This is a genomic window from Westiellopsis prolifica IICB1 (assembly GCF_004323185.1).
Lineage (GTDB): Bacteria > Cyanobacteriota > Cyanobacteriia > Cyanobacteriales > Nostocaceae > Pelatocladus > Pelatocladus prolificus_A.
The window spans coordinates 758086-783166 of record NZ_NAPS01000002.1 but is presented as its reverse complement, the minus strand read 5'-3'; the positions used below and the strand labels follow the sequence as shown (position 1 = coordinate 783166).

21 protein-coding genes and 2 pseudogenes are annotated in these 25081 nt (G+C 40.7%); 6 read left to right on the top strand and 17 right to left on the bottom strand.

The window, feature by feature from the left end; all coding sequences use genetic code 11:
• Nucleotides 1-423 precede the first annotated feature (423 nt).
• Nucleotides 424-1446, bottom strand: coding sequence for a glutathione S-transferase family protein (locus tag B4U84_RS17625; RefSeq protein ID WP_131119792.1), 1023 nt, complete (start codon nt 1444-1446; stop codon nt 424-426).
• Between the two features lie 4 nt (nt 1447-1450).
• Nucleotides 1451-2128 carry a Uma2 family endonuclease gene (locus B4U84_RS17620; protein ID WP_131119791.1) on the bottom strand — a complete coding sequence of 226 codons (678 nt, stop codon included), beginning with the start codon at nt 2126-2128 and terminating at the stop codon, nt 1451-1453.
• Between the two features lie 85 nt (nt 2129-2213).
• Between B4U84_RS17620 and B4U84_RS17615 the strand changes: the two genes are divergently transcribed.
• The gene (locus tag B4U84_RS17615) at nt 2214-3440 is read left to right on the top strand and encodes a class I SAM-dependent methyltransferase (protein WP_131119788.1); all 1227 of its coding nucleotides are present in this window, start codon (nt 2214-2216) and stop codon (nt 3438-3440) included.
• A gap of 387 nt (nt 3441-3827) precedes the next feature.
• Nucleotides 3828-4694, top strand: coding sequence for an NAD(P)-dependent oxidoreductase (locus tag B4U84_RS17610; RefSeq protein WP_017310408.1), 867 nt, complete (start codon nt 3828-3830; stop codon nt 4692-4694).
• A 31-nt stretch (nt 4695-4725) separates the two neighbouring features.
• Here B4U84_RS17610 and B4U84_RS17605 read toward each other — a convergent pair whose 3' ends face one another.
• The 8 genes and pseudogenes from B4U84_RS17605 to B4U84_RS17570 all read right to left on the bottom strand — a co-directional run bounded on the left by B4U84_RS17605 (nt 4726) and on the right by B4U84_RS17570 (nt 11759).
• A complete protein-coding gene (locus tag B4U84_RS17605) occupies nt 4726-5634 on the bottom strand; it encodes a DNA-methyltransferase (protein WP_044449882.1) in 909 nt (302 codons plus the stop codon).
• A 268-nt stretch (nt 5635-5902) separates the two neighbouring features.
• Nucleotides 5903-8089, bottom strand: a complete 2187-nt coding sequence (locus B4U84_RS17600) for a tetratricopeptide repeat protein (RefSeq protein WP_017310406.1) — start codon at nt 8087-8089, stop codon at nt 5903-5905.
• Between the two features lie 334 nt (nt 8090-8423).
• Entirely contained in the window at nt 8424-8603 is a 180-nt protein-coding gene (gene psb34, locus B4U84_RS17595) for a photosystem II assembly protein Psb34 (protein ID WP_131119786.1), read from the bottom strand.
• A 181-nt stretch (nt 8604-8784) separates the two neighbouring features.
• Nucleotides 8785-10407: pseudogene (locus B4U84_RS31955) on the bottom strand (thiazole synthase); the annotation flags it as partial.
• Nucleotides 10395-10619 carry a hypothetical protein gene (locus B4U84_RS17585; RefSeq protein ID WP_131119784.1) on the bottom strand — a complete coding sequence of 75 codons (225 nt, stop codon included), beginning with the start codon at nt 10617-10619 and terminating at the stop codon, nt 10395-10397. The pseudogene B4U84_RS31955 and the gene B4U84_RS17585, both read right to left, overlap by 13 nt.
• Nucleotides 10620-10639: 20 nt before the next feature.
• Nucleotides 10640-10892, bottom strand: a pseudogene (locus B4U84_RS17580) (FAD-dependent oxidoreductase); the annotation flags it as partial.
• A gap of 167 nt (nt 10893-11059) precedes the next feature.
• The gene (locus tag B4U84_RS17575) at nt 11060-11410 is read right to left on the bottom strand and encodes a hypothetical protein (RefSeq protein ID WP_017310403.1); all 351 of its coding nucleotides are present in this window, start codon (nt 11408-11410) and stop codon (nt 11060-11062) included.
• A gap of 13 nt (nt 11411-11423) precedes the next feature.
• Nucleotides 11424-11759 (bottom strand): hypothetical protein, encoded by a 336-nt coding sequence (locus B4U84_RS17570; protein ID WP_131119782.1) that lies wholly within the window; start codon nt 11757-11759, stop codon nt 11424-11426.
• Nucleotides 11760-12251: 492 nt separating this feature from the next.
• Here B4U84_RS17570 and cimA point away from each other — a divergent pair, with 492 nt between their 5' ends.
• Entirely contained in the window at nt 12252-13856 is a 1605-nt protein-coding gene (gene cimA / locus B4U84_RS17565; RefSeq protein ID WP_131119780.1) for a citramalate synthase, read from the top strand.
• 354 nt (nt 13857-14210) lie between these two features.
• On the opposite strand, the gene B4U84_RS17560 is transcribed toward cimA, so the two are convergent.
• Nucleotides 14211-14444 (bottom strand): hypothetical protein, encoded by a 234-nt coding sequence (locus B4U84_RS17560; RefSeq protein WP_131119778.1) that lies wholly within the window; start codon nt 14442-14444, stop codon nt 14211-14213.
• Between the two features lie 163 nt (nt 14445-14607).
• On the opposite strand from B4U84_RS17560, the gene B4U84_RS17555 reads away from it, so the two are divergent.
• A complete protein-coding gene (locus tag B4U84_RS17555) occupies nt 14608-16833 on the top strand; it encodes an NAD(P)/FAD-dependent oxidoreductase (RefSeq protein ID WP_131119776.1) in 2226 nt (741 codons plus the stop codon).
• A gap of 14 nt (nt 16834-16847) precedes the next feature.
• On the opposite strand, the gene B4U84_RS17550 is transcribed toward B4U84_RS17555, so the two are convergent.
• The 6 genes from B4U84_RS17550 to B4U84_RS31645 all read right to left on the bottom strand — a co-directional run bounded on the left by B4U84_RS17550 (nt 16848) and on the right by B4U84_RS31645 (nt 24181).
• Nucleotides 16848-18398: a hypothetical protein gene (locus B4U84_RS17550; protein ID WP_131119774.1), complete on the bottom strand. Its 1551-nt coding sequence runs from the start codon at nt 18396-18398 to the stop codon at nt 16848-16850.
• Between the two features lie 215 nt (nt 18399-18613).
• Nucleotides 18614-20161 carry a TolB-like translocation protein gene (locus B4U84_RS17545; protein WP_131119772.1) on the bottom strand — a complete coding sequence of 516 codons (1548 nt, stop codon included), beginning with the start codon at nt 20159-20161 and terminating at the stop codon, nt 18614-18616.
• 145 nt (nt 20162-20306) lie between these two features.
• On the bottom strand, nt 20307-21080 hold the full coding sequence (locus B4U84_RS17540; RefSeq protein WP_131119770.1) for a TIGR03943 family putative permease subunit: 774 nt from the start codon (nt 21078-21080) through the stop codon (nt 20307-20309).
• 87 nt (nt 21081-21167) lie between these two features.
• Complete coding sequence (locus B4U84_RS17535; RefSeq protein WP_017310392.1) at nt 21168-22214, bottom strand: permease; 1047 nt, start codon at nt 22212-22214, stop codon at nt 21168-21170.
• A 609-nt stretch (nt 22215-22823) separates the two neighbouring features.
• Nucleotides 22824-23564, bottom strand: coding sequence for a Uma2 family endonuclease (locus B4U84_RS17530; RefSeq protein ID WP_131119768.1), 741 nt, complete (start codon nt 23562-23564; stop codon nt 22824-22826).
• A 212-nt stretch (nt 23565-23776) separates the two neighbouring features.
• Entirely contained in the window at nt 23777-24181 is a 405-nt protein-coding gene (locus B4U84_RS31645; protein ID WP_131119766.1) for a hypothetical protein, read from the bottom strand.
• A gap of 29 nt (nt 24182-24210) precedes the next feature.
• Here B4U84_RS31645 and B4U84_RS17520 point away from each other — a divergent pair, with 29 nt between their 5' ends.
• Nucleotides 24211-24531, top strand: coding sequence for a hypothetical protein (locus B4U84_RS17520; RefSeq protein WP_131119764.1), 321 nt, complete (start codon nt 24211-24213; stop codon nt 24529-24531).
• Nucleotides 24450-24899 (top strand): HNH endonuclease, encoded by a 450-nt coding sequence (locus B4U84_RS17515; RefSeq protein ID WP_131119762.1) that lies wholly within the window; start codon nt 24450-24452, stop codon nt 24897-24899. Before B4U84_RS17520 ends, B4U84_RS17515 begins: the two co-directional genes overlap by 82 nt.
• Nucleotides 24900-25081 lie beyond the last annotated feature (182 nt).

The window sequence follows — 25081 nt, the reverse complement described above, 5'->3', positions numbered from 1 at the left end:
AGACCAAGCCAACCTTTATATGGCCCTACAAAGAGGAGAAATTTCAATGCGTAGAACAAACGGAAGGATTACAGTTAGCGCAGGAGCTTTATTAGATTATCAAGCAAGAAAAAGACGAAATTGATTAGTATTTCCTAATCTACAAATAAGGAAATATTTAGGAATTGACGCTTGCAAGGAAATGTGGGAAGTGTGGGAAGTGTGGGAAGTGTGGGAAAAATAACCAATCCCCGCTCCCCGATTCCCGATCCCCGCTCCCCGTACTCTATGAGAAGCCGCTGACGCGTCTACGCGAAGCGTCTCCTCTGGAGAATCCCCAATCTCCGTTACCCCTTCGCCCCTAATCCCCACTCCCTTGGGGGAGTGGGGGCCCCGAGTTCCCCAGAGGGGGCCCCACCTTCCCCGATCCCCAATGACACCAATTTATTGCCGATTATGTGGTTTCAAGAGATTGTTGACATCGGGACCACAGGGGATGATACCGCCGGGATTGAGTGGAAAGAGGTTTCCATAATAGTCTCGCTTGACGCTATCTAGATCACAGGTGTCAGAAACTCCTGGTAGCTGATATAAATCACGTAGATAAGGCCCCAAATTTTCGTAGTCTTGGATTCTGTAGCGATCGCACTTAAATAATCCGTAATAAACCACATCGAAACGGAACAAGGTAGTAAATAAACGCACATCTGCTAGTGTTACCTGATCTCCACACAGGTAGCGACTTTTTTTCAATTCAGTGTCTATTTCGTCAAGAGTAGTAAACAATTCGTTACAAGCTTTGTCATAGGCTTGTTGACTTTGGGCAAAACCGCAGCGATAAACACCATTATTTACCGCATGATAAATTTTCTCGTTCCAACGATCAATTTGCTCATGCAGTTCTTCTGGATAAAGATCAAGTCCGGGATTTGTCGCAAACTCGTTAAATTGAGAATTCAACATGACGATAATCTCTGCACTTTCGTTATTAACTATCGTCTTGGTTTGAGTATCCCAGAGTACAGGAACAGTACAACGCCCTTGATAACCAGATACTGCTAAATTATAGATTTCGACAAGAGTACGACAACCTTCTTCTTCTTGGTTGAGAACCCAAATACCTTCGTTTGGTGAAGGAGACACAATCGAAACTAGTATGGCATTTTCCAAACCTTTGAGCGATCGCACAACTAAAGTTCGATGCGCCCAGGGACACCCTAAACCTACATAAAGGCGATAGCGTCCTGCTTGGGGTTGATAAGGATTGTCTGCTTGTGTACTAATAGATTTGCGGAACTGACTAGCTGGACGGATATATTCTCCTGATTGATTACGAGGGGCGAGATTTGACATCATCACATGCCACATCGTTGTCCAGACAAATTTTCCGAGTCTGATTATCATACCAGAAGGCAGCGACTTACCTTTTTTCTTGATGTTTTCGTTGCTTGGCTTCTTGTCCTGCACAACATTAACTCCTGAGTTTCTCCACAAATTCTTGATGTTCTGCTGTTTGCAAACCCTGTTGAAGAACTGCTAGAACCTCAGCCATGTTACCTTCTCGCAAAGCATCAACCATTAACCATAATCCGGGAAAAATCTGACTGCGAATTATTCCATCTGTACCTGGTTCTCGCAGAACATATCGTCCTTGTTGTAAGTTGAACCAATCTAAGCGATTTTCGTAACTTTGCCAAACAATATACTCTTTGACGCCATTGCGACGATAGGCATTAAGCTTATCATTCAGGTCATAAGCAGCACTACTAGCAGCAATTTCTACGATTAATTCTGGTGTGCCTTCAATATAATCATCATCATTAATACGAGAATTGCCACCTACCTCTGGTTCAATTCGTAATAGAGCATCCGGTTGAGGTTCATTGTCAGCGTCAAGACGTACTGTGGCGTTATCTTGTAAATCAACTCCAGGTGTTGCAGCAGTGTAAACTAGCAACCAACCGATTATTTGAGCATGAGGTCTGCCGTGACCTCTAGCACGTACAGGTGAAGCCAAGTATACCACTCCTTCGATGAATTCTGCTTTCATATTCTGCGGCATTGCCTGATAGCGGCGTTCAAATTCGTCGCGAGTTAAGCGATCGCCACTTTCTAAAGGAGGAAAATTAGTAGTAAATATAGCTGACATAGGAAGAAATAAGTTTTAATTTTTCAGGGATATGTATCGTAATCCGATTTAATTCATATATAGAAAATTTTAAATCTCAAAATTTATGGATTCTCACCCAACATTATGTGCTGCTATAAGCGATCGCATTACAAATAGCCCTGATCAGCAAATTACTTTTGCCACCTACATGGATATGGCGTTGTATCATCCTGATTATGGTTACTATTCTACCGAAGCCGTCAACATCGGTAAGCAGGGCGACTTTTTCACCTCTGCACATCTTGGACCTGACTTTGGTGAGTTGCTAGCTGAACAATTTGTGCAAATGTGGAAAATTTTAGGTAAACCTGCGGCTTTTTCTTTGGTAGAAATGGGTGCAGGGCAAGGATATTTAGCACTAGATATTTTAAATTACCTGAAGCTGCGCTATCCAATTTTTTTTGCTGCCCTAAACTACATCATTGTAGAAAAGTCGCCCATTCTCAGGCAAGAACAACAGCAAAGGTTACAAGAATTTACAGTTGAAATCAAAAGCAGTTTGGAAGAAATACTGAGTAACTCTATTATCGGCTGCTTTTTTTCAAATGAATTGGTGGATGCTCTACCAGTACATCAATTTATTTTAGAACAAGGGCAACTGCGAGAAATTTATGTGACTCTACAGCCAGAGTCAATAGAGACGCGATTAATCGCGTCTGTACAAAGTCAACGTCCTCCCACTCTCTTCACAGAAGTTATCGCTGAACCTTCTACGCCAAAATTGGCAGAATACTTTGATTTAGTTGGTATTCAGTTCCTAGAAAACGTTTATCCAGAAGGATATCGCAGTGAGGTAAATTTAGCGGCGCTAGATTGGTTAGGTGTAGTAGCAGACCGTTTGCAGCGAGGGTATGTGTTAACTATAGATTATGGCTATCCGGCAAGTCGTTACTATAATCCCAGGCGATCGCAAGGTACACTACAGTGTTACTGGCATCATCAGCGCCATAATAACCCCTACATCAATATTGGGCGACAAGACATTACGGCCCATGTTGATTTTACAGCTTTAGAAAGATGGGGTGAACGCTGCGGATTAGCTAAAGTGGGTTGGATGCAGCAAGAATTATTTTTGATGGCGTTGGGTTTAGGCGATCGCATGGTTAGCCTTTCTCATACAAACCAACCCATTTCGGATTTACTGCGTCGCCGTGATGCATTGCGTCAGCTTGTAGATCCTTATGGATTAGGTGGATTTGGTGTCTTAGCACAAAGTAAAGGACTCAAGGAAACAGAAACATTTTTAATGCTGAAAGGATTTACGATGCCAGACCTACGAATATCACATTGAAAAGTTAAAACTATATTAATCTCATTTGGGTGAAAACTAATTTACCATTAAAGGCTGAAGAATAAAGTATAAAGGCTGATTTGAACCTTTATGCTTTACTTTTTAGATTTTATCCTTCTTTAGTCAAAAGGTAATAATTATGACCACCCATGACTTATTAATGCTAATCGTGCTACTCATTCCCGGAATTTTACTTTCAGTAATGATTATGGTGACTTTTGCCGCAGGCGGCTGAAAAAGCATTTAGTGGTAGATATAAGGAAGGGAAGGGGGACAAGGGAGTGTGGGGGGACAAGGAGGAAAAGAAAGGAAGTAAACAAAATATTAACTACTAACTGATAACTGATAACTGACTAACAGCGATCGCTCTACCAAAGGAAGATAAAAATGAAGGTAGCATTTCTGGGGACTGGATTAATGGGACTGCCAATGGCACATAATCTGTTAGAAGCAAGAGTCCAGCTAATAGCCTATAACCGCACCCCAGAAAAGTTAGAAACTTTAAAAGTAGCTGGTGCGGAAATAGCAGAAAAACCTTATCAAGCAATTAATGCAGCTGACTGTGTAATTTTGATGCTGACAAATGCCGCAGCTATCTATAGTGTCTTACTTTCAGACCGATGTTCACAAGCTGTAGCCGGAAAAAGTGTCATTCAAATGGGGACTATAACTCCAACCGAAAGTAGAGAAATTAGAGATGCAGTAGTTGCCGCAGGTGGTGAGTATTTAGAAGCACCCGTACTTGGCAGTATCTCAGAAGCACAATCTGGGAATTTAATTGTGATGGTAGGCGCACATCAAGAACAATACCAGCGTCACTTAGAGCTATTAAAACACTTTGGCCCAGAACCTGTCCTAGTTGGGCCAGTGGGGACTGGTGCGGCGCTGAAATTGGCTTTGAATCAATTAATTGCTTCTCTAACAGCAAGTTTTGCTCTTAGTCTTGGCTTTGTCCAGCGTTATGGTATTGACGAAGACCTGTTTATGTACATTTTGCGTCAAAGCGTCCTTTATGCTCCAACTTTTGACAAAAAGTTGCAAAGAATGCTGGAAGGAAATTACGCTAATCCCAATTTTCCCACCAAACACCTGATGAAAGATACTGATTTCTTTATTGAAGAAGCAAAAGCAGCAGGTTTAAATATCAGCGGTGTTGAAGGTGTACGAAAAATATTAGAAATGGCGATGAAAATGTCATTTGCACATGAAGATTATTCCTCTATCTTTTCTGTAATTAAATCAGGGGAAAATTAATTTTTTTTCTTTACGTTCATAAGAGGGGTAATTATCTTATTTTTTTTCTACGTTCTTCATTCTTACGGTCAAACCAAAACCATTCCTCATCTGACATATTTTTTACAGATTTTATACGTTCTACTGCCCATTCTGCATATTCAGGAATAATCTCACAGCCTAACCATTTTCTACCAAGTTGTTCTGCAACAACAAGCGTTGTTCCTGATCCGAAAAATGGATCAACAACAAGATCACCTCTAGAAGATGAAGAAAGTACAAACTTTCTCACTAACTCCTCTGGCTTTTGAGTTGGATGTTTGGTTTTTTCATGCATCCCATTACATGTAGTTGGTATTTCGATTACATCTCTGGGTTTTGCACCCTTAGAATGGGGATGCCAAATTCTACTATCATTCTTATCATTGTTGTCGTATTGGCTTGTTTTTGCTTGGGGATGTTGGGGATATTTTAATGTGTGTTGTCCATAACTGATACGTATATTTTCTGGATTCAACTTAAAATTTTTTGTCTTTCTAAAATGTAAAATACTTTCATGAGAACGTCCCCAATCGTTTGAGAAATTTGCTTTATTTTTGTAATGCCAAATTAGCCATCGACAACTACTAAAAAATTTTAATGCAGGTAGTTTAATATCAGCAATAATTTCTGAGAAACCACAAATATATAATGAACCTGTGGGTTTCAATATTCGAGAAACTTCTTCTATCCAAATTAAAGACCAATTTATATAAGCTGCTTGCGATTTAAAATTATCCCATGAAGCTTTTTTAATATTATAAGGAGGGTCTGCAAATACTAAATCTACTGATTCTGAAGCAAGACTTTGTAGCCATTTAATTGCATCACCAATCCATAATTTTCCGTTAGAATGATCATAAAAAACTTGAGGGTTTTGTGAATCATATTTTTTTAAATTGCAATTTTCTTCTGGAATCACAAATAAAACCTGATTTATAAAGTCAATCAAGTAAATTTTAAGTAGGGAAAGGCAAAAAGCGGTGTGAATATTTCTCCCGCTTTATTGCCATTGTGTGAGGCGAATTTTTTTGATCTTGTTTGTCACCAAAAAATCATTAAAGCGCCTAAAGCACCATTCTTAAGTTTGTAGTGAGGACTTTAGTCCTCAAAATAACAGCTAAAGCCACTTAATACAAACAAAACATGACAATTGTGTGTGACATTGGTGTAAATCCTATACCTGCTAATTACAACTTCGGCAGTATTTCTGGTAGTAAATGACCAGGAACTTTAGATAAAGCCAGGTTTTGTCCTTGTATTCCTAATTCACTGTGAAAAGCGCGAATGGTTTTCACTACATAATTAAATGTTGTTTGGTAAGCTTCGGGTTTTTGAGTTAATCCATTTAATGCTTGTAAATGATTATCCAGTGCTGATTCTAAATGTTGAGAACGTGCAGTTTTATCACCATTTAAAAACTGATCTGTTGCCATATTATAATGTGCTAATCCTAAGTTGTTATGAGTTGCAAAAATATCAAAACTTAAAGCAGCACCATTGAGAGAATGAGCAAGAGATAGGGATTCTTCATAGGCATTAATGCACAGTTCTAAAAACTTTTGTCGTTCTTCTTTAGTTATTTGTGGCTGATTGGCCAAGTGCCAGTAAGCAGTACCCAGATTATTTTGTGTGGCAGCACAAGCGGCAGGAACCTGTGCTGGTGTACGATATTTCAAAGCTTCTCCATAGGCAGCCACAGCAAGTTGTAGATTCTCTCCTGGATTTTCGTACTGTGCTAAATTCCAATGAGCAGTACCAATGTTGTTTTGAATCATGCCATATTTGAGTGCTTCCTGTTCTGGATTGTAGTAGGCTAAGGCAAGACTGTAAGCAACGATCGCATTCTTTAAATGCTCCATTGGTTGATTGTATTGTGCCAAATGCCAGTAAGCAGTACCTAAGTTATTCTGAGTTGCAGCATACTTCAATGGTTCCATCTCGGCGGTACGGAAGTTGAGTGCTTCTCGATAAGCAATCACCGCTTTTTGCCAGTTTTCCCCAGCTTGAGCAAAACGTGCTAAGTCACCATAAGCAGTCCCCAGATTATTTTGCACACGTGCATAAGTTTCTGGATGGGTTTCAGGTGAAATTAGCTTCAAAGCTAATTGATAAAATTCTATTCCCTGTTCTATGTAAGATTGTCCTTCTTCAGAATTGGGCGGCGTGCGATATAGCATCCAATAGAGTGTACCCAAGTCATTCAAAATATCTGGCACTTGTGGCGAAGTTTCATCATGGGTGATAGCCTCTTGATATGCCAAAATAGCCACCATCAAGTTCTCTAAATTAGTTTGTCCCTGTTCAATGCGGAGGCGATACAAGTTGCCCAGACGATGATAAGCTACTGCCAGTGTTTCTTGTGAAGCTTTTGTGGAATGTAAAGAGTCTATTTCTTCTAGAAGTTCTTGTACTTGTACACTCTCATTTTGATCCTGGGCGATCGCACTGTTAAGAGTTGCTAGTACTAACTCTGTTAACTCTTTGCTAATGTGCGATAAACGCGGTGGCGATGGAGTCTTGTTGATATTAACTTTATCTTTGGCTTCCTCCTGAAATGTTTCCGGTACAAATAATTCTGATTTGATTGGTGAAGGTTCTTGTGGTTTGTGTCCACGATTTACAGGTGTTTGGATTGCAAAATCAATCTCTTCCACAGGAAAATCGTCACCAGAGACAGGTTCTTCCCAGGCTACCTGTTCAATATTTCCTACATCTAAGCTTCTAGAACCAGAAAAGCGTTCTGGTGAGTTTTTGGTACGAGTTGTCGGTGTCGGTTCTCCAGCAAACACAAACACCCCAGTACGACAACGCCAAAACTGTGGTGCTGATTGTTGTATGGCGTACAACCAAGGACGCGATACCCACAGTAATAGACTGGATTCCAAAAAACTACTTGATTCTGGGCTTGATAAATGTTGTTCAGTTAAACGTAAATAGTGCAAAAATAGACGTTGGATTGCTACTGGTTGCTTAGTTAACTGCTCAACACCTACAATCTGAAAAGCTGGTACTGGCAGTGACCGTCCAGGATTATCTTTCGATACACCAACAATTGGCGGTGGATAATTCACCAGCCATTGATTTATTTGTGCGATCGGGTTAGGGTCACTTAAATTCAACCTCAGAGTCACCAGTCGTGGATAAGCTGGTGTACTAGCTTCCTGCGTATTTGATGGTTGATACAGCACTTGACCTACAGGATAGGCCAAAGTTGAATGCAAACGTGCTGCTACCTGATTTCTCAGGTTTAAGTCATCACATACCGCTACCAAAATTTGTCGCCGCAAACCAAGACTGAGGGCAACTTTTAGACGGTGGTATACTTGGCGATTCCACGCAAATTTATCCGAATGTGCAGTATCATTCACGCTCATGGTGGCTAAGGAGCCGAAACACAGTGTACATCCCTTTTAAGGGCATATGCAAGCAGTCTGTATATCTAACTATGACTACGGTTTTCAACTAGTTATTGCTCTGCTCAGGATAAATCAAGGTTTGAAATAAGAATAGAGGAGTTGTATATTATTATACTTAATTTTGTCACTGATTTTCTTGCATAAAATAGCAATTACCTGGTAATGAAGGGCAAATTTCTTAATCTATCACCCTCTATCTCTATCTTAAAGATTAGACAAAAAAACCAGGTTTCCAAAAATTTAGAAACCTGAATAATTGTAAAATAAAATTGATTTGTGAAAGCAATTTTTATTAACTAAGGTTAGAAACAGAGAAGGCAACAAAAATCAAACCACTGACCAGAAGTATTCCCACAACTCCCATAATTACATAATTACGCTTTTGCTGGTCTGTAGGAGGCTCTGCTTGGTAAACTTTAGGTTCACGAGCAAAATTGTTGAGGCGACCGCCTTCTTCAGTCGTGTAGGGCATGAATAAATTCCTTACGCTACTTATTCATTTTATGTTACATAAATGCAATATCCCACTCTTATCATTAGAGATAATTCGTTACAAAAGGGAGCGGGGACAAGGGGGACAAGGGAGTGTGGGGGAAGTGTGGGAAGAATAACCAATGCCCCATGCCCCATGCCCCATGCCCCAATCCCCGACCCTAATTTGTAATTGTTCCAGTCATTGGTGAAGAGGGGCTGGCGTAGTCTTTGATGGGCATCCTGCCAGCTAGATAGGCTATGCGACCGGCAGTTGTTGCCAGATTCATGGCGCGTGCCATCAGGGGCGGGTTTTTTGCCAAGGCGATCGCACTGTTAATCAACAAAGCATCCGCACCCATTTCCATTGCTTGGGCTGCTTGCGATGGCGCACCAATACCAGCATCCACCACTACAGGAATATTGGCATTTTCGATAATGATTTGAATGTTAGCAGTTGTTTTCAATCCCTGACCAGAACCAATCGGTGAGGCGAGAGGCATTACTGTTGCACAACCGACTTCTTCTAAACGCTTGGCTAGCATTGGGTCAGCATTAATATAAGGTAAAACCGCAAAGCCTTCTTTGACTAATTGTTCTGCCGCTTCTAGGGTGCCAATGGGGTCTGGTAATAAATATTTAGAATCGGGAATTACTTCTAATTTGACAAAATTATTATCTTCCTGTCCCAAAAGTTTTGCCATTTCTCGCCCCAATCGAGCAACGCGAATCGCTTCTTCGGCGGTTTTGCAGCCAGCAGTATTCGGTAGCATCCAAATTTTTGTCCAGTCTAGCGCTTCGGCTAAACCTTCGTGTCCAGGTGCATGAGTTTGTACTCGTCTAACTGCGACTGTCACAATTTGACAACCACTTTCTACGACACTTTGCTGCATTTCTTCGATGCTGCGATATTTACCAGTTCCCGTCATCAAGCGGGAGGTAAAAGTTTTGCCAGCAATCACGAGGGGTGTGTCAGCAATGGTAGGGGTGGGTTGGGAAATTTGTCTGTAGGATAGGGGTGAAGGCGAATGAGTAAGCATAACAGGGGAGGTAGATGATTGGTTCTGGAAGCGCGAGTAATGAAAATTCGACAGTAGGGGGTCAGATTTTTGTTCCCAAATCAAATCAGCAATTAATGCTGCTGTTATCGGTGCAAGCAGAATCCCATTACGATAGTGTCCCGTAGCAAAGGTGAGGTTTTGACAGGAGCTATTTCCCAGGATTGGTAACTCATCGGGGGTAGCAGGACGAAATCCCCACCATAATTTTTCTATGGGATAATTCTGGATTGGAAGATATAAACGGATGGCTTGTTGTAGTAAAGTTTGAATGCCTGCTGGTGTATTGTGGGGAGTAAAGCCAACATCCTCAACGGTAGCACCAATAATGATTCGTCGATCGCGTCTTGGCACTATGTAAATATCGTGACCAAATAAAACCCGTGTTAGGGGTAATTCTGCGATCGCTTCTGGTATACGCACACTCAACATTTGTCCTTTGGTTGGACGTACGGGTAAGGGAAACAATTGATTAGTCCAAGCACCTGTAGTTAAAACATAGTGTTCGGCACGCAAAATTCCACCATTGGTTTGGACTCCTGCAACTTGCCCTTGCTGTTGTAAAATGCCTTCTACTGCTGTTCCTTCTTTCAGTTCCACACCCAAGGATTGCGCTGCACCAAGCAATGCTTTTGCCAAGGCTCGATTATCTACTTGGGCATCTTCAGGATACCACCAACCACCAGTTACTTCTTCTCCTAAACCCGGCTGATATTGGTGAATAGTTTCTTTGTCTAACCAGTAAGCTGTTTGAGAAGACACCGACAGTGGAAAAGATGACGAAAACTCACTACTGCTTCCTTGTCCCCCATGTCCCCCATGTCCCCCATGTCTCCCTTGTCCTCTACCAACGCGGGGGTAAAAACTAACGATTGTAGATACTGGACGATTTGACCGATGGTACGTAGTTCCGCCAGTTCTTCTACATTACTTGGCTTGGGTCTGTCTCTTATACACATCTAGATGTGTATAAGAGACAGGTTTATACCAGTGAGTTGTTCTAATTTGTACGCCCACTCTGGATAAATAAAGCGCGATCGCCAACATAATTCTTGCATTGCTTGATTGGAGATGTTTTCGGCATCCGGTGCTAACATCCCAGCAGCTGCATGTGTGGCAGCTGCGTGGAAGTCACGACTAGTCACGATGACTTTCGCGCCACGCAGTTTCAATTCAACGGCGATCGCTAAACCGATGATACCGCCACCAATAATCAAAACATCGTTAGTCATTAGTCAAGAGTCCATAGTCAAAAGTCCATAGTCAAGAGTCCATAGTCAAGAGTCCATAGTCAAGAGTAATGGCTATCAACAATTGACTATTGACTATATAACTCCTAACTCATAACTAGTAACTCATAACTAGTAACTCATAACTGTTAATTGATGATTAGCAACCACTACCACAAAGCACGAATTGGTTCGTTATTGTTACTATCATTTGATTGAGTATCGTCTGTGGTGGTTGTATTTGAATTATCTTGAGCAGTTGTTGTTGTATCAGTCATGGTATCGGTCAATGTGTCATCAGTTGCGTTGTTCTGAGCAACATTAGTTTTGTTGGTTTTGGTGGAATTTGTACCAGTCGCAGTGCTGTTGACATTAATGTTGGCGGGGAGAACTTTTGATGTTTTACCTCCTGGGGCTTGAGCAGTATTTTGTCCGCCCATCGGAAAGCTAATCCCCAGCAACGTACCTAGTAAAATTGCCAAACCTCCAGCCATCAAAATGAGTGGTGTCCATCTACCCATATTTTTCTCCTTTTTAACCTTTTAGTGTCCAGACTACTTGAGAACCTTCTGCCCAGAATCCATCAAATTTAGTAAGTTTGACATTTCCTAAAAGCTGAGTTTGACAAGCTAAACCCAGATTGATTGGCGGAGAATGAGGAGGTAGTGAGTACCGCCTTTCTTGACGCCAATTAACTTCTGCAAATTTACCTTCTACTTGCATTTGCAATGAACAACTATCGATTAACCGACAGTTAATAACCTTAGCATCGCTGTTGTAGAGGTCAATACCATTTTGCAGCAAAATGTTCCGCAGATTGGTTCCGCCTGTACGCTCAGTTGTTTTACCTTGAGCCAGCACTCTGGGCATTGCAGATCACTACACAAGTTTTAGGTTGTATTGTAACAATTTATTTCTGATACAGAAAAAACTATTTCCCAATCTTATTTTAGTTATGAAACAATCACAATCATATCCTTAAGCATAAGTTTAGAAATCATTTGATATTGTCATATTATTATGAACTTGAAAAACACTGAAGTGGTTGTAATGTTGGGAATACAGACTTTTTGATGTCGATTTTTTCTAGATTTGAATAATGGTATCAATGTTATCATCTGCGATCAGATTTTCATCAGCGTAGTGTTGTCACAATTGACCTTGAAATATCGCTCTTGTGAACTACGAGGAGCAGTAAGTCCATAAACTCCTGACAGATACTTCTTTGAAGGTACAAGCCCCCAGACTTATCTGTGGAGCCAATTCTATTTTCCACGCATCCAAAATAGGCTAACTTTTCTGACAATTGTATATTCTGACATATCTTTATTTTATTCTGTAGTTTGAACAATTCCTCATCTTATGAGCGCTAACTCTTTACCTCAACTTTGGATCTATGACACTACACTTCGAGATGGTACTCAACGCGAAGGGCTATCTGTATCCATAGAAGATAAGTTACGTATTGCCAGAAGACTCGATCAACTTGGTATTCCCTTCATTGAAGGTGGATGGCCTGGTGCAAATCCTAAAGATGTGCAGTTTTTCTGGCAATTGCAGGAAGAACCGCTCAAACAGGCTGAAATCGTGGCTTTTTGTTCGACTCGACGCCCGAACACAACAGTGGCTTCTGAGCCAATACTACAGGCTATTCTCGCTGCTGGCACTCGTTGGGTAACAATTTTTGGTAAGTCTTGGGATTTACATGTCACAGAAGGACTCAAGACTACTTTGGCTGAGAATTTGGCGATGATTCGCGATACGATAGAGTACTTGCGCGCTCAAGGGCGTCGTGTGATCTACGATGCCGAACACTGGTTTGATGGCTATAAGCACAATCGTGATTATGCTTTACAAACATTAGAAACTGCGATCGCATCTGGTGCGGAATGGTTAGTCTTTTGTGACACTAATGGTGGTACGTTACCCCATGAAATTACGCAAATTATTACTGATATAGTTAAATATATTCCTAGCGAAACAAAATTAGGTATCCATACTCATAATGATTCGGATACAGCAGTAGCAAATGCCCTAGCCGCAGTCTTGACAGGCGTCAGGATGGTACAGGGTACAATCAATGGTTATGGTGAACGTTGTGGTAATGCTAATCTCTGTTCGCTAATTCCTAATTTACAACTTAAGCTAGGGTTTCAATGTATAGAAGAGAACCAAATCTCACAATTGACAGAAACCAGTCGTTTTGTTAGTGAAGTAGTTAATCTTGCTCCAGATGAACATGCACCATTTGTTGGTAGATCAGCATTTGCTCACAAAGGTGGTATCCATGTATCAGCAGTAGAACGTAATCCCCTCACTTACGAACATATTCAACCACAACAAATTGGTAATTGTCGCCGGATTGTCATTTCCGAACAATCAGGAATTAGTAATGTTTTATCAAAAGCCCGCTCATTTGGGATTGAATTAGATAAAAATGATCCTACAACCCGAAGAATTCTTGAACGTCTGAAAGCTTTGGAGAGTGAAGGATACCAATTTGAAGCAGCAGAGGCGAGTTTTGAATTATTGATGCGCCAAGCTTTAGGAAGTCGGCGGTTGTTTTTTGAAATTAGGGGTTTTCAAGTCCACTGTGAGTTGGGACAGGGAGAACAAAATACTAACGCCCTAGCTACAGTTAAAGTTACCGTAAATGGTAAAAATATTTTGGAAGCAGCAGAAGGAAATGGCCCTGTTGCAGCTTTGGATGCAGCTTTACGTAAGGCTTTAGTGAATTTTTATCCCCACATTGCAGCTTTTGAGTTGACAGACTACAAAGTGCGGATTCTCAACGGACATACAGGCACAGCAGCCAAAACCCGTGTCATGGTAGAGTCGGGAACTGGTCATCAACGCTGGACAACAGTAGGAGTTTCTACCAATATTTTGGAGGCTTCCTATCAAGCAGTCGTAGAAGGATTAGAATACGGCTTGTTGCTACATTCACAAGCAGCAGTCAGCGTGTAAGGGTATAAGGGTCTAAGGATAAATATTCAATTGTCGCTTTTCCTCCTACACCCCTATACCCTCACATCTATTTTCTAGCTATTTGGTTGTGATCGCGGACCATTGAATTTGTAAGGAATTTGAAGCGTAATCCTAAATTTATCCGCGTCAAGACTTAAATCAAGATATTATCTTGAGAATTGCTGACTAGTTTGTCGCAAGTCTGTTGCTTTAGAAGTGGTCATTGTTTTTCACCCGCAGATTGCCAATTTCGTACCACACATAATAAACTCACACACCACACAAAATGATTGGCAATAAATTTTTTGTTTGTTAGTAGACCACTAAACTACTAACTATTAAGCACTAACAAATCTAAGAAAAACTTTCCCAAGCTTGGCTAACCACTTGACTAAGCCACTGTCGCTGTTGTTTATCTAGTAAAGTATCTTCAGCTAGCAATTGAGCTGTTAGTTCTTCTAGAGATTGGCCTTGATCGCGGACAATTTTGATTACACCTGCGATCGCAGCAGCAACTAAGGCTTCATCAACTGGCTTTTGCCTTAAGGCAATGATTTCTTGAGGGTTGTCTGGAATGGGATAATTCATGTGCGTAAGGTTTAATGAAACAGATAATGAACAAAAACTTTGACAAACTTTTAAAATTTCTTTATTGAATTTTTATTCAACAAGATAGGGCGGATCATACCGTAAATCACCCTTGTTTGGAAACTGGCTTAGTACATATTATTAACTGGAGATTTGACAAAGAATGAAAGAGGTACTTTACATAGAAATACCCACGGCGGACACCTCAGCAGTATGCAAATGGTTACAAAGTGATTTTGAACCAGGAATTGGGGAAAAACTGCGGACACTGGATGGTTTCCGCTTGAGAATGATAGGAAATACAGATGATAGCAGAAGTATTCCGGAAAACTTCAGTGAACTTTCTGTTTTTGTTTGGTCAGTACAACGAACTACTTATCTAAAAGTGTTCCGGTGGTCAGATCAAGCCTTTCCTCAAGAAAAACAAATTCTCAAAACCCTGACAAATGCAATCAGAAGCCGCTTTCCCCATCAATACCCAGAACCACCAACCATAGATTTATCCCAGCAATCGATTTTTGAAGCATTAGCCCCCCATTATCCCCTTACTGTCAAATATTTTCAAAAAATGCCTCATGGTGAATATGACCTGAAACGAGTGTACTGGTGGGAGCAACGCTGGCGTCAAGGTGTACGCAACCCCCAGAAACCACGTCAGGTGTTGTTTGCTCACCAGAACTGGGGACAAGGGGATAAGGAGGACAAGGGGACAAGGAGGACAAGGGAGACAAGGGGGACAATAAACACCAATGCCCAATACCCCATGCCCAATGCCCCATGCCCAATGCCCCATGCCCAATATGACCTGATCTATATCGGCGGTGCGCTGGGGGTGATTCATGCGGCTGTGATGGCAAAATTAGGCTACAAAGTGCTGTTGGTGGAACGGTTACGTTTTGGACGCATGAACCGGGAATGGAATATTTCTCGTGATGAAATTCAAAGCTTGATTAATTTAGGTTTGCTGACATCCAGCGAAGTAGAATTCATTATTGGTCGTGAGTACCAAGACGGATTTAATAAATTTTTTGATGCTTATGTTCCCAAACCATTAAAAGCACCAATTTTACACACTCCCACAGTTCTAAATTTGGGGTTAGATTCTGAAAAATTGCTCCAACTATGCGGACAAAAGCTGCTAGCGGCTGGTGGTGAAATCTGGGATGAAACAGAGTTTATCAAAGCTGATATTTATACATCAGAAGTTGTTGTTACATTTAAAGACTCAAGTAATCAAATAGACAAGCAAGCAAGCGGACGAGTGCTTGTAGATGCGATGGGAACAGCATCACCGATCGCTTGGCAGTTAAATGGTGGTCGTGCTTTTGATAGTGTTTGTCCGACAGTAGGAGCTGTGATTGAGCGGGGATTTGAGCCGGGAGTATGGGATTGTCAGTATGGAGATGTGCTTAATAGTCACGGTGATATTTCGCGGGGAAGACAGTTAATTTGGGAATTATTTCCCGGTGCAGACGAAGAACTAGCAATTTATTTATTTCATTACCACGAAGTTAATGCTCAAAATCCCGGTTCCTTACTGGAAATGTATGAGGACTTTTTCACAATTTTGCCAGAGTATCGGCGCTGCGACATGGAGAAGCTAGTTTGGAAAAAGCCGACCTTTGGATATATACCAGGGCATTTTAGTGTGGGGAGTAGCGATCGCACCATAGCCTTTGATCGATTAATAGCGATCGGTGATGCTGCATCTCTTCAGTCACCCTTGGTTTTCACAGGATTTGGTTCCTTGGTTCGGAACCTAGAACGCCTCACCACTCTTTTAAATATCGCCCTCAAACACGATTTACTTTCTTCTCGACACTTGAACCAAATTCGTGCTTTCCAAAATAATATTGCTGTGACTTGGATGTTTTCCAAAGGAATGATGGTTCCTACTGGTAAATTTTTACCACCAGAACGCATAAACACTATGCTGAATAACTTCTTTGGTCTTTTAGTTGATGAACCCCCAGAAGTAGCAGATGATTTTATCAAAGATAGATTCAATTTGCTTACTTTTAATCGGTTAGCACTCAAAGCAGCCAAGAAAAACCCAGCATTGCTGCTGTGGATTTGGGAATTAGCTGGTGCTAAAGATTTATGGCGTTGGTTAGGGAACTATTTTGACTTTGTTCGTCATAGTCTCATCAGTGCTTTACTGAGTGGATGGCTACCTACTCTTCTAAACCGCAATGGTCAATGGTTAGAAAATCGCTCTCCAGCATTATGGTTACAGCTATCAGCTATCAGCTATGCATTAACTACAGCTAAAGGAAAACCAAAAGTCCAGACTCAAGAGTCCAGACTCAAAAGTCCAGAATCAAGAGTCCAGACTCAAGAGTCCAGACTCAAGAGTCCAGAATCCAAAGTTTTTACCATTGACCAATAACCAATGACAAATTACTACTTATTAGGGCGAAAATTCGGTAACTCTACGGATGCTAAAGACTTTCGCCCTTTAGGTGGTCGTTCAGGATAAACCACGGGTGAGGGTGATTTTTCAGACTGTTCAGATCCTGGTAAAGAAGGAGGTAATGGTGATATATCTAACCATAAATCCTCATTTTCCTCAGAATCTGTGTCAGCACTGGCTGAAATGACAATTATTGGTTCTTTTGTATCTTCTATATCTTTTGTATCCTTAACCGGAGTGGCTACTGTTTCCCAAATGGGCGTCACAGTTTGATCATCATTTTTTGCTTCTTCTATATCTTCTGGATCTTTTTCAACCAATAGTGGTGGTGATACAGATGTAGTTTGGGCAGCAAAAAACAATTGAATTAAGTTATCAACTTGCTCATCTAAGCTTAACGAATCTGAAGATGAAAATGTTTGTGATCCAGTTTCATCATCAACTTCTGGCTCGATAGTTGTTTGCTCTGGAGTCAGTGCGCTTTCTGGAGATGGAGTATCAGCAGTCGATGATTGACTAAAAATCGAGTTATCCCATGGATGTGGGTTTGAGCAAGAAGATTCTACCCTGAAACGATCTATATCTTCTGTGGAAGAATCAGCTTCGGCTGACCAGGGTTGAATTGGTTGCTGGTTGGGAAGTAAAGAATGAGTTCGCTGATAATTTCTAGGGTGTGTACTATCTACATTATTGGTAGGAGTATAAGCATCTGTAGAATCAGAGCTAGGAGGTGGTGTTTCTAGACATTTTTCGAGAGCTGCCTTAAATTGTAATGTTTGGCGTTGTTGCCGCATTAAGCGAGTACGTAATTCTCGACAGGAATTTTCTGATTGCAGTAGCTGGTGGGATTGTTCGTTATATTTAGTTTGAAGTAAGGTACATTCTCGCTCCAGTAGGGCAAGACGTTGTTGGTTAATTTCTAGCTGTGCTTTATGATTGTCTATGACAGTTTCTTGAGTTTGCACTGTTTGTAGTGCAGTTTCCAACTGTTGATATAGGGATTTTATCTGTTCTTGAGCAGCATTTAGCTCTTGAGTCTGTTGGTTAAGTATAGACTCTGCAACAGTAGAACGTTTTTGCTGCCATTGCACAGCTGCTTGGGACTCAGACAAAGCAGTTTTCAAACCTTCTACTTGTTCATATAAATCATTATTGGCAGAACGCAATTCTTCATTTAATGCCAACAGTTGCTTAAATTCAGACTCAACCAGTACTTGTTTTTCTTTTTCAGGCTCCGCAACCCAATCTAACTCAGGTTCTAATTCCTCTAGTTGCTGCTGATTTAACTCTAATCTGTATTCAAAATTACTAGTTTCCTCTATTTGTTGGTTCCCTTCTGTCATTGAGTCTTGACAAGACGCATCTTCCTGATATTCCTGATTTTCTGGCGCTGGTGCTAACAATGGCAATTGCGAAATTGTTCTGTTTTCGGGAGGTAAAACAGAATAAAAAGGACAACTTGCTTGTTGCGGTTGTGGCGCACTAGCAGGATTTTGGGGTTCATTAAAAGCCCCGTTATTTGGGGTGTCTGCTTCATTCATCACTTTTCACCCACCAGCTTAAACTTATCGATTGGTGACTGCGGTAGCATTACGTATCAATGCTGTCTTATCAAAATCTACTCTATTCGGCAAGTTTGTCACCTTCCTTAGGAGAGTGATTTATGATTATTTTGTTATAACTTTTTGCTACCCGAAAGTGCGAAGTTGCTCAAAAATTAACAACCCACAAAAATTTCCCCACACCCCTCACTTAATCAAGGCAACCAACGAGGATAAAATCCTGTTAATGGGAGTTGTTCTGGTTTAAGGTCTGCATTGTCCTGGGCATCAGCTATTGGTAATAATGGCATTAACCACAGGTTGCTAGTAGCGATCGCCTCTCCATCATCAGTTGTCAACAAAGGTGCATTTAGTGGTGGATTCGGGTTTGTCTGGATCTGGTCAAATAATAAACCCAAACCATCAGGAGATAAACTCATCTGTACATTTCGTTGATCAGGAGGTAGCACCAATAATGGTTTTTGTTGTCCTGTTTTGATGTCAATGGCAACTAGATATGGTTGTTCTTGATAATATTCCCCTGGTAATAGCTGTGTTAGCAAGCAATAGAGCGTAGGGGACGCAGTATCAAATTGACAATTCACTATCGAACCTGTGGTGGATAAGAGTTTTTTCTGAACGCCCTGGTTGGTGACTAAAAACAAGTCTCGTGTATAGTCTGTATTAAATTTAACCATTGCTGCTTGTGAACCATCCCCGGAAAATGCTTGTACCAATCCAAATTGGGGGAAAAAATCTAGGGGTTTAGTACCATCTTTTTGTAACGGCAAAATAGCTGTTCCCTGACCTTGGGCAAGGGCTACAGCTTTACTATCCGGTGTAATCATAAAATCTCCCCCCGGTTGACTTTGCAAGCGTTGAGGAGGTGTTTTTTGACCAGAACTATCACTGTTCACTGACATAAACCACAGCCCAAAGTCTCCAGGATTGTCTTTTTTCCCTCTTTGGACAACAATAGTTTCTCCATCAGGCGAGACATCAAATTTTAAGTTTTGATATTCTTTGTTGTCTAAAAGCAAGTCTACTTTGGCTGCTGGTTCTGCTGTTTTTTCATAAGGTGCATTAAAACCGGTTGTGACTGTATACAATTGCGCTGATAGTAAGTCTTGACTATCTGCGGGGCGAGCTGCAAATAATATTTTCTGCCCATCTGGAAATGGCTTAAAGTCGGTAACTATGATGTCTTTGGGAGTAAGTATTTTTTTTTGTTCTTGAGTTAAGTTGTAAAGAACTAAGCTTCCTTGGTCTTCATTGCTAGCCCCGATATAAATAATTACGCGATCGCGTGTGTTAAATGTTGTTTCAAATGGTTGTATGACTTTATTTGTTTTTTCTTCGCTAGCGAATTTATCTTTTGCATTCTCCAACTTCACTTTGTAAGTTGTTCCATAGGGTGCTGGTGTGATGAAACTGTAACCCATGCGTCGCCCCGCCCAACTGAATGTACCTGCTAAGGGAGGCTCTATTTTCAAATTTTCCTCTACGCTTTTCGTATCCATAGGACGACTAAAGCTGAGAATAAAGGCTTTGTATTCTGCTCCAATTTTTTGATTTTGGCTGGTGAAATTAGTCAAAGATATATCTTTTTCTTCACTTTGTAAGTGTTTCCAAGTAAATTCTCGGACACGAACTCTGACTACATCACCTTGGGATATGATTAGCCCAATGATTAAAATCAGCAGTAACATTAATGCGATCGCAATGCGATCTAAGGGTTGGAAAAAATTTTTTTTACTAGTCATTTGTTATTAGAGACGTGATAAATCGCGTCTGTACAATGGTCATTTGTTAATCGTCATTTGTCATTAGAGACGCGATTTATCGCGTCTGTACAATGGTTATTTGTAAAAGAAGCTTGACTATTGACTATGGACTATGGACTATTGACTAATAACTATAGGGATTTTTTGGTTGAGGAATTTTTTTCAAGGAACTGGCTGCAATGGTGAGTTGACGTTTGTCTGCTATTGTTTCGGTGGTCATTTCTCCCTCTACTTCTAACCAGGTATCTGCTGGGTATTGGTCGCGAGTTTCTTTGATTTTGACTGGTAATCCTACAGGATAAGCATCGGCAGCGCAGCAAGTTAGAACAAAACGCGCTAGAAATATGTATTCTTTTGCAAGGTCTGGCGGATGGATGACAAATCCTTGTACTTTGACTTTATTACCTTGATATCTATCTGGTTCTGGATAGACGTTAAGCATACGTACCCAGTCTACGAGCGATCGCTCTTCAGGAGTAACAGAGGCGCGGAATGCTTGTGGTTTGACGCGCGTAGAACCTAATAATTCACTGAAATCTCGTTGTAGTGCTTTATCGCTAGCAAATACTTGTGGTGTAAAGGTCAATCCCAAAATGGCTGCTACTAACAATAAAACACTACCCCATCCCGGCGGAAATAAACTGATGTGTTGCATGTTACCAGTCATTTCATGACGACGCCGCTGAAAAAGTTCTTTGGCTTTGAAAAAAGCGACAATTAACAAGCAGAATGCAGCCGCCACTACTAATCCAAAATAATTCGGATGAATTAACAAATTAAGCTTGTCAGTCAACCAATATTTCAACAGCAAAATTCCCCAAGCTGTAATTGCTAAGACATCAAGCCAGGGGAGTAATTTCTTTTGAATTCTATTTATACGGTTTGGATTTTTAGTCATTGCTGATTAGTCAAGAGCCAAAATTCAAGAATTAGTAGGCAATAGTCATTGCTTTGGACTATTGGCTTTAGACTAGGAACTAAATTTTTAAAGAAAATGCAAATTCAGAATCAGGGTGAACAAAAAAGTTAATAATGCAGCTAAACCAAATAGGTAAAAGATTGCTTTGGGTTTTAATATTGTTAACATCAAACCTATACCTTTAAGGTCAACCATTGGTCCAAATACTAAAAATGCTAATAAAGAACCACTGGTAAAAACAGAAGCAAAAGATAGAGCAAAAAAAGAATCAACTGTCGAACAAATTGACACTACCGTTGCGAGTAACAACATGGTAGTAATTGAACTAATTGGGCCTGAACCCAAGCTGAGAATTAATTCACGAGGAGCAAGAACTTGAATAGCAGCTGCGATCGCACTACCAATCACTAATACTGCTCCCAATTCTCGCAGTTCTTGCACAGTATTTTCTAATACTAATTGCAGTTTGGCTTTTAAGGGTTTACTCTGAATAGAACTTGTGGTTGTAGCTGACGCAGCAGTTTCTAAGCGCGTAGTTTGTCCTGCTCCTAACAAAAACGTTCCAGACTGTAATAAAGTCGGTACATTTGCTTGCTGCTGTACTTGAGAAACTTTCAGGCGGTGTTTTGTGTTTGGAGTCGGAGGTGGGTTAAATTTCAAGTAACGAGCGATCGCAGGTTGAACTATGGGAGTCAAATCTTTTTGAAAGCTAAACACAAAGCCAATAATAGTGGCAATTAATAGGGAAAAAACTACTCGTAATACTACTATTTCTGGCTGATCACGAAATGCTGTCCAAGTTGCCCAAATTACAATCGGATTAATTGTTGGTGCGGCGAGTAAAAAGCCTATTGCTACTGATGTAGGAACTCCCTGCATCAACAACCGCCGTGCTACTGGCACGTTACCACACTCGCAGACCGGAAACAAAAACCCGACCATACTACCGACTAAAGCACCTAGTAGGGGATTTCTGGGCATTTTTTCTACCAATTTGCGCTCATCTATAAAAAATAACAACAAACTGGATAAAAATACTCCCAACAGCAAAAAAGGCATCGCCTCGACTAGCAGACTCAAAAATAGAGTAAAACCATTGTTAAGTTTATTCATGGGCGTCGCTGTCAAAAGCGGTTTCTAATTATAAGCTTCTGCCACGTCATTTTATCGAAATGGGGATCAAAAACTGGTAAAGACTATATAAGCGTTCATTAAACATTCTATTTACAATTTATTTGTATGATTGTTTTTGAAAGCTTGCAAACCATTACTGGTGATAGATAACTATTTCGATTGGAGTTGGTTTACAGGTAATGAATCCTATTCTTAGATAGCTGAACTTGAAAAATAGTTCCAATTCTAGAATTTCATTACTTACCAGCATAATTATTGATCACATTTTTTTATAATTACGTTAATTTTGCCTGATATGATGTTATATCTTATGGTTTTTTATCAAGTATTCATAGTTTGTTTTAAATAGGGCGATCGCCCTTAGGTGTTTGCTAGTAGACAAGAGGGTGTTTGTATCAACTTGTGATTTGATTTTCTACTATAAAATTATAAAAATTGCAAGACCAAAAAGGAAGAACTTAACTTAAGTAGCCATCATGCACTGAGTACACTAGGGTGAATAAAATTTTTGACTACTCCTACACCCCTACACCCCTACACCCTTACACCCCCACAAGCATTTTCAAGTTAGGTATCAGTTAGCAAATCTTAAGTTAAACTTTCTGGATCTATACCCAAGGCTTTTAGCCGTTCTGTTAGTATTTGCGCTCGTTGTTCTGCTTCTAGGCGACGTTGTTCTGCTTCTAGGCGACGTTGTTCTGCTTCTAGGCGACGTTGTTCTGCTTCTTGAATACGTTCTTCTGGTGTCAGCAATCTTTGTCCTTGCTCGTTATACCAGTACAACCACTCCCGTGTAATCCCTAGATAAGTTCCCCGTTCTCTACCAATTCCTAAACCAATGTCACTGAGCCAAACTGGGTTTCCTGGCTGTAAGATGTATTCGCCATTTACTAAGCGATAAACTTCTAGAGGTGGTTTCTTGCGACGACGGGGATTGTAGACCACATAGTACAAAATCTCTAATTCTGCGTAGAATTGTTTTTTAGTAGTGTACTCACCCCGATACTTTTGGGAAACAACTTCCAAAACTAAAATGGGTACTTTTTTCTCTTCCCACAGCACATAACTCAAGCGCAAATCTTCATCAATGAAGCGCTCAACTCCCACGCTCAGAAACCCATCAGGGACAATAGCAGATTCATTAGGGTCATAATAAATACCCATATCAACCCCAAAGAACCAATCCCAACGATCTGACCACAGCAAAGCTAGTATTACTTTTAATAAACCAGGAATTAAATCTTGTAGTTCGTTATCCACAGGTGTGTCGTCAGAATCGGGTAATTCCTCAGAAGAGGGTAAGCAGTTTAGGGGGTTGTAGTCTAACATGGGACATTTGCAGAATTAAGATTCTACTATAAATTGTAGAGAAAAGATTCCGAATGATTTGAGATGAGTGGCGATCGCACACTATCTATCAATAAAGTGAGCTTCCAAAAAAATACCCACACTTAAGATAAAGGTGGGACTATACTACGTATATTGAAAAATGAATGTTTTAAAAGTCACTTGTGCAAATCAGGGAATGCAGTCGGATGAAATCAAAATTGCCATTCGTGGTTTGGATCGTTTAATGCAGCGCGAACAGATGTTAAATTGGCAAGGTCTTGAAATGGGCTTGATTTAGCTATTTGTGTAATTGAATTCAAAGCAAGGGCTAATTGCTCATTATTGCCGGATGCGATCGCACTATCAACTACAGCAAATAAAGCACGAAAGTTTTCTGCGCGCTCATCAAACGAGTGATCAAGGTACGCCATCAGCAGTTCTCGCTGGGCGTTAATTCTGGTAATTGTTTCTTTCTCCCAAGCTTCAATTTCGCGCCGCTTAGTCTGTTCTTGTTCGGCAATCTTTAGGTAATCAGTGTAAGCTGTAACCATTTGCTGGAGGCATTCAGCAGGGTTCTCCATATCCTGCCGATGCTGCCCCAATAGCTTTGCTATCATTGTGATACTAAAGGCATAAAAAGAACACTATGATTGCTCAAGAAATGGTTCAACCTTCATTCTTCATGCGCTCTGGAGTTCGGATGAGCCTGTTTGGAGATGTCTATATTTTTAAATTTACGAATGAGTTACAGTCTCGGTTTGAAGAACTTTTGGGAAAGAACAAGCAAGACTTACTCACCAAAGAAGAACGGGCTGAACTAGATGGAATCTCTGAATTATCCCGAATTTTTACTTTCATTAACGCCCAACTTGCAACCCAAGCTAAATGGTGTCCCACTCAACTCGAAAATTTATACGACGACGAGCCAGATTCCTCTGCGAATATTGCCACTCCCCAGAATACCTAAGCCCAAATCGTTTCACTATTGACCATATTCTGCCTCAATCTTTAGGCGGTTCCGATGATGTTGAAAATTTAGCTCTAGCTTGTCATCGCTGCAACGAGCGTCGCTACAACTTTACAAAGGGAACAGACCCTCAAACCCAGAAAATAGTATCTTTATTTAATCCCCGTCAGCAGCTGTGGTCTGAGCATTTTATCTGGACAGTAGACGGTTTGAATATTATTGGAAATACTCCAGTCGGTCGTGCTACGTGCGATCGCTTGGACATAAATGATGAAAGGCATGATGAGGGAGCAATTCGAGATGCTCGTAGGTTTTGGGTGCAAGCTGGTTGGCATCCACCTGCGGACGATCCTTGTCAATCAGCTTGAATACATTTCGACTGTTGTGAATTAGCAAACAAAAAAGAACACAAAAATTACTTCGGCGCATACAAAAATCATTTCGGCGCACACAAAAATCATTTCGGAGCATACAAGAATCATTTTGGCGCACGCAAAAATCATTTCGGAGCATACAAAAATCACTTCGGCGCACGCAAAAATCATTTCGG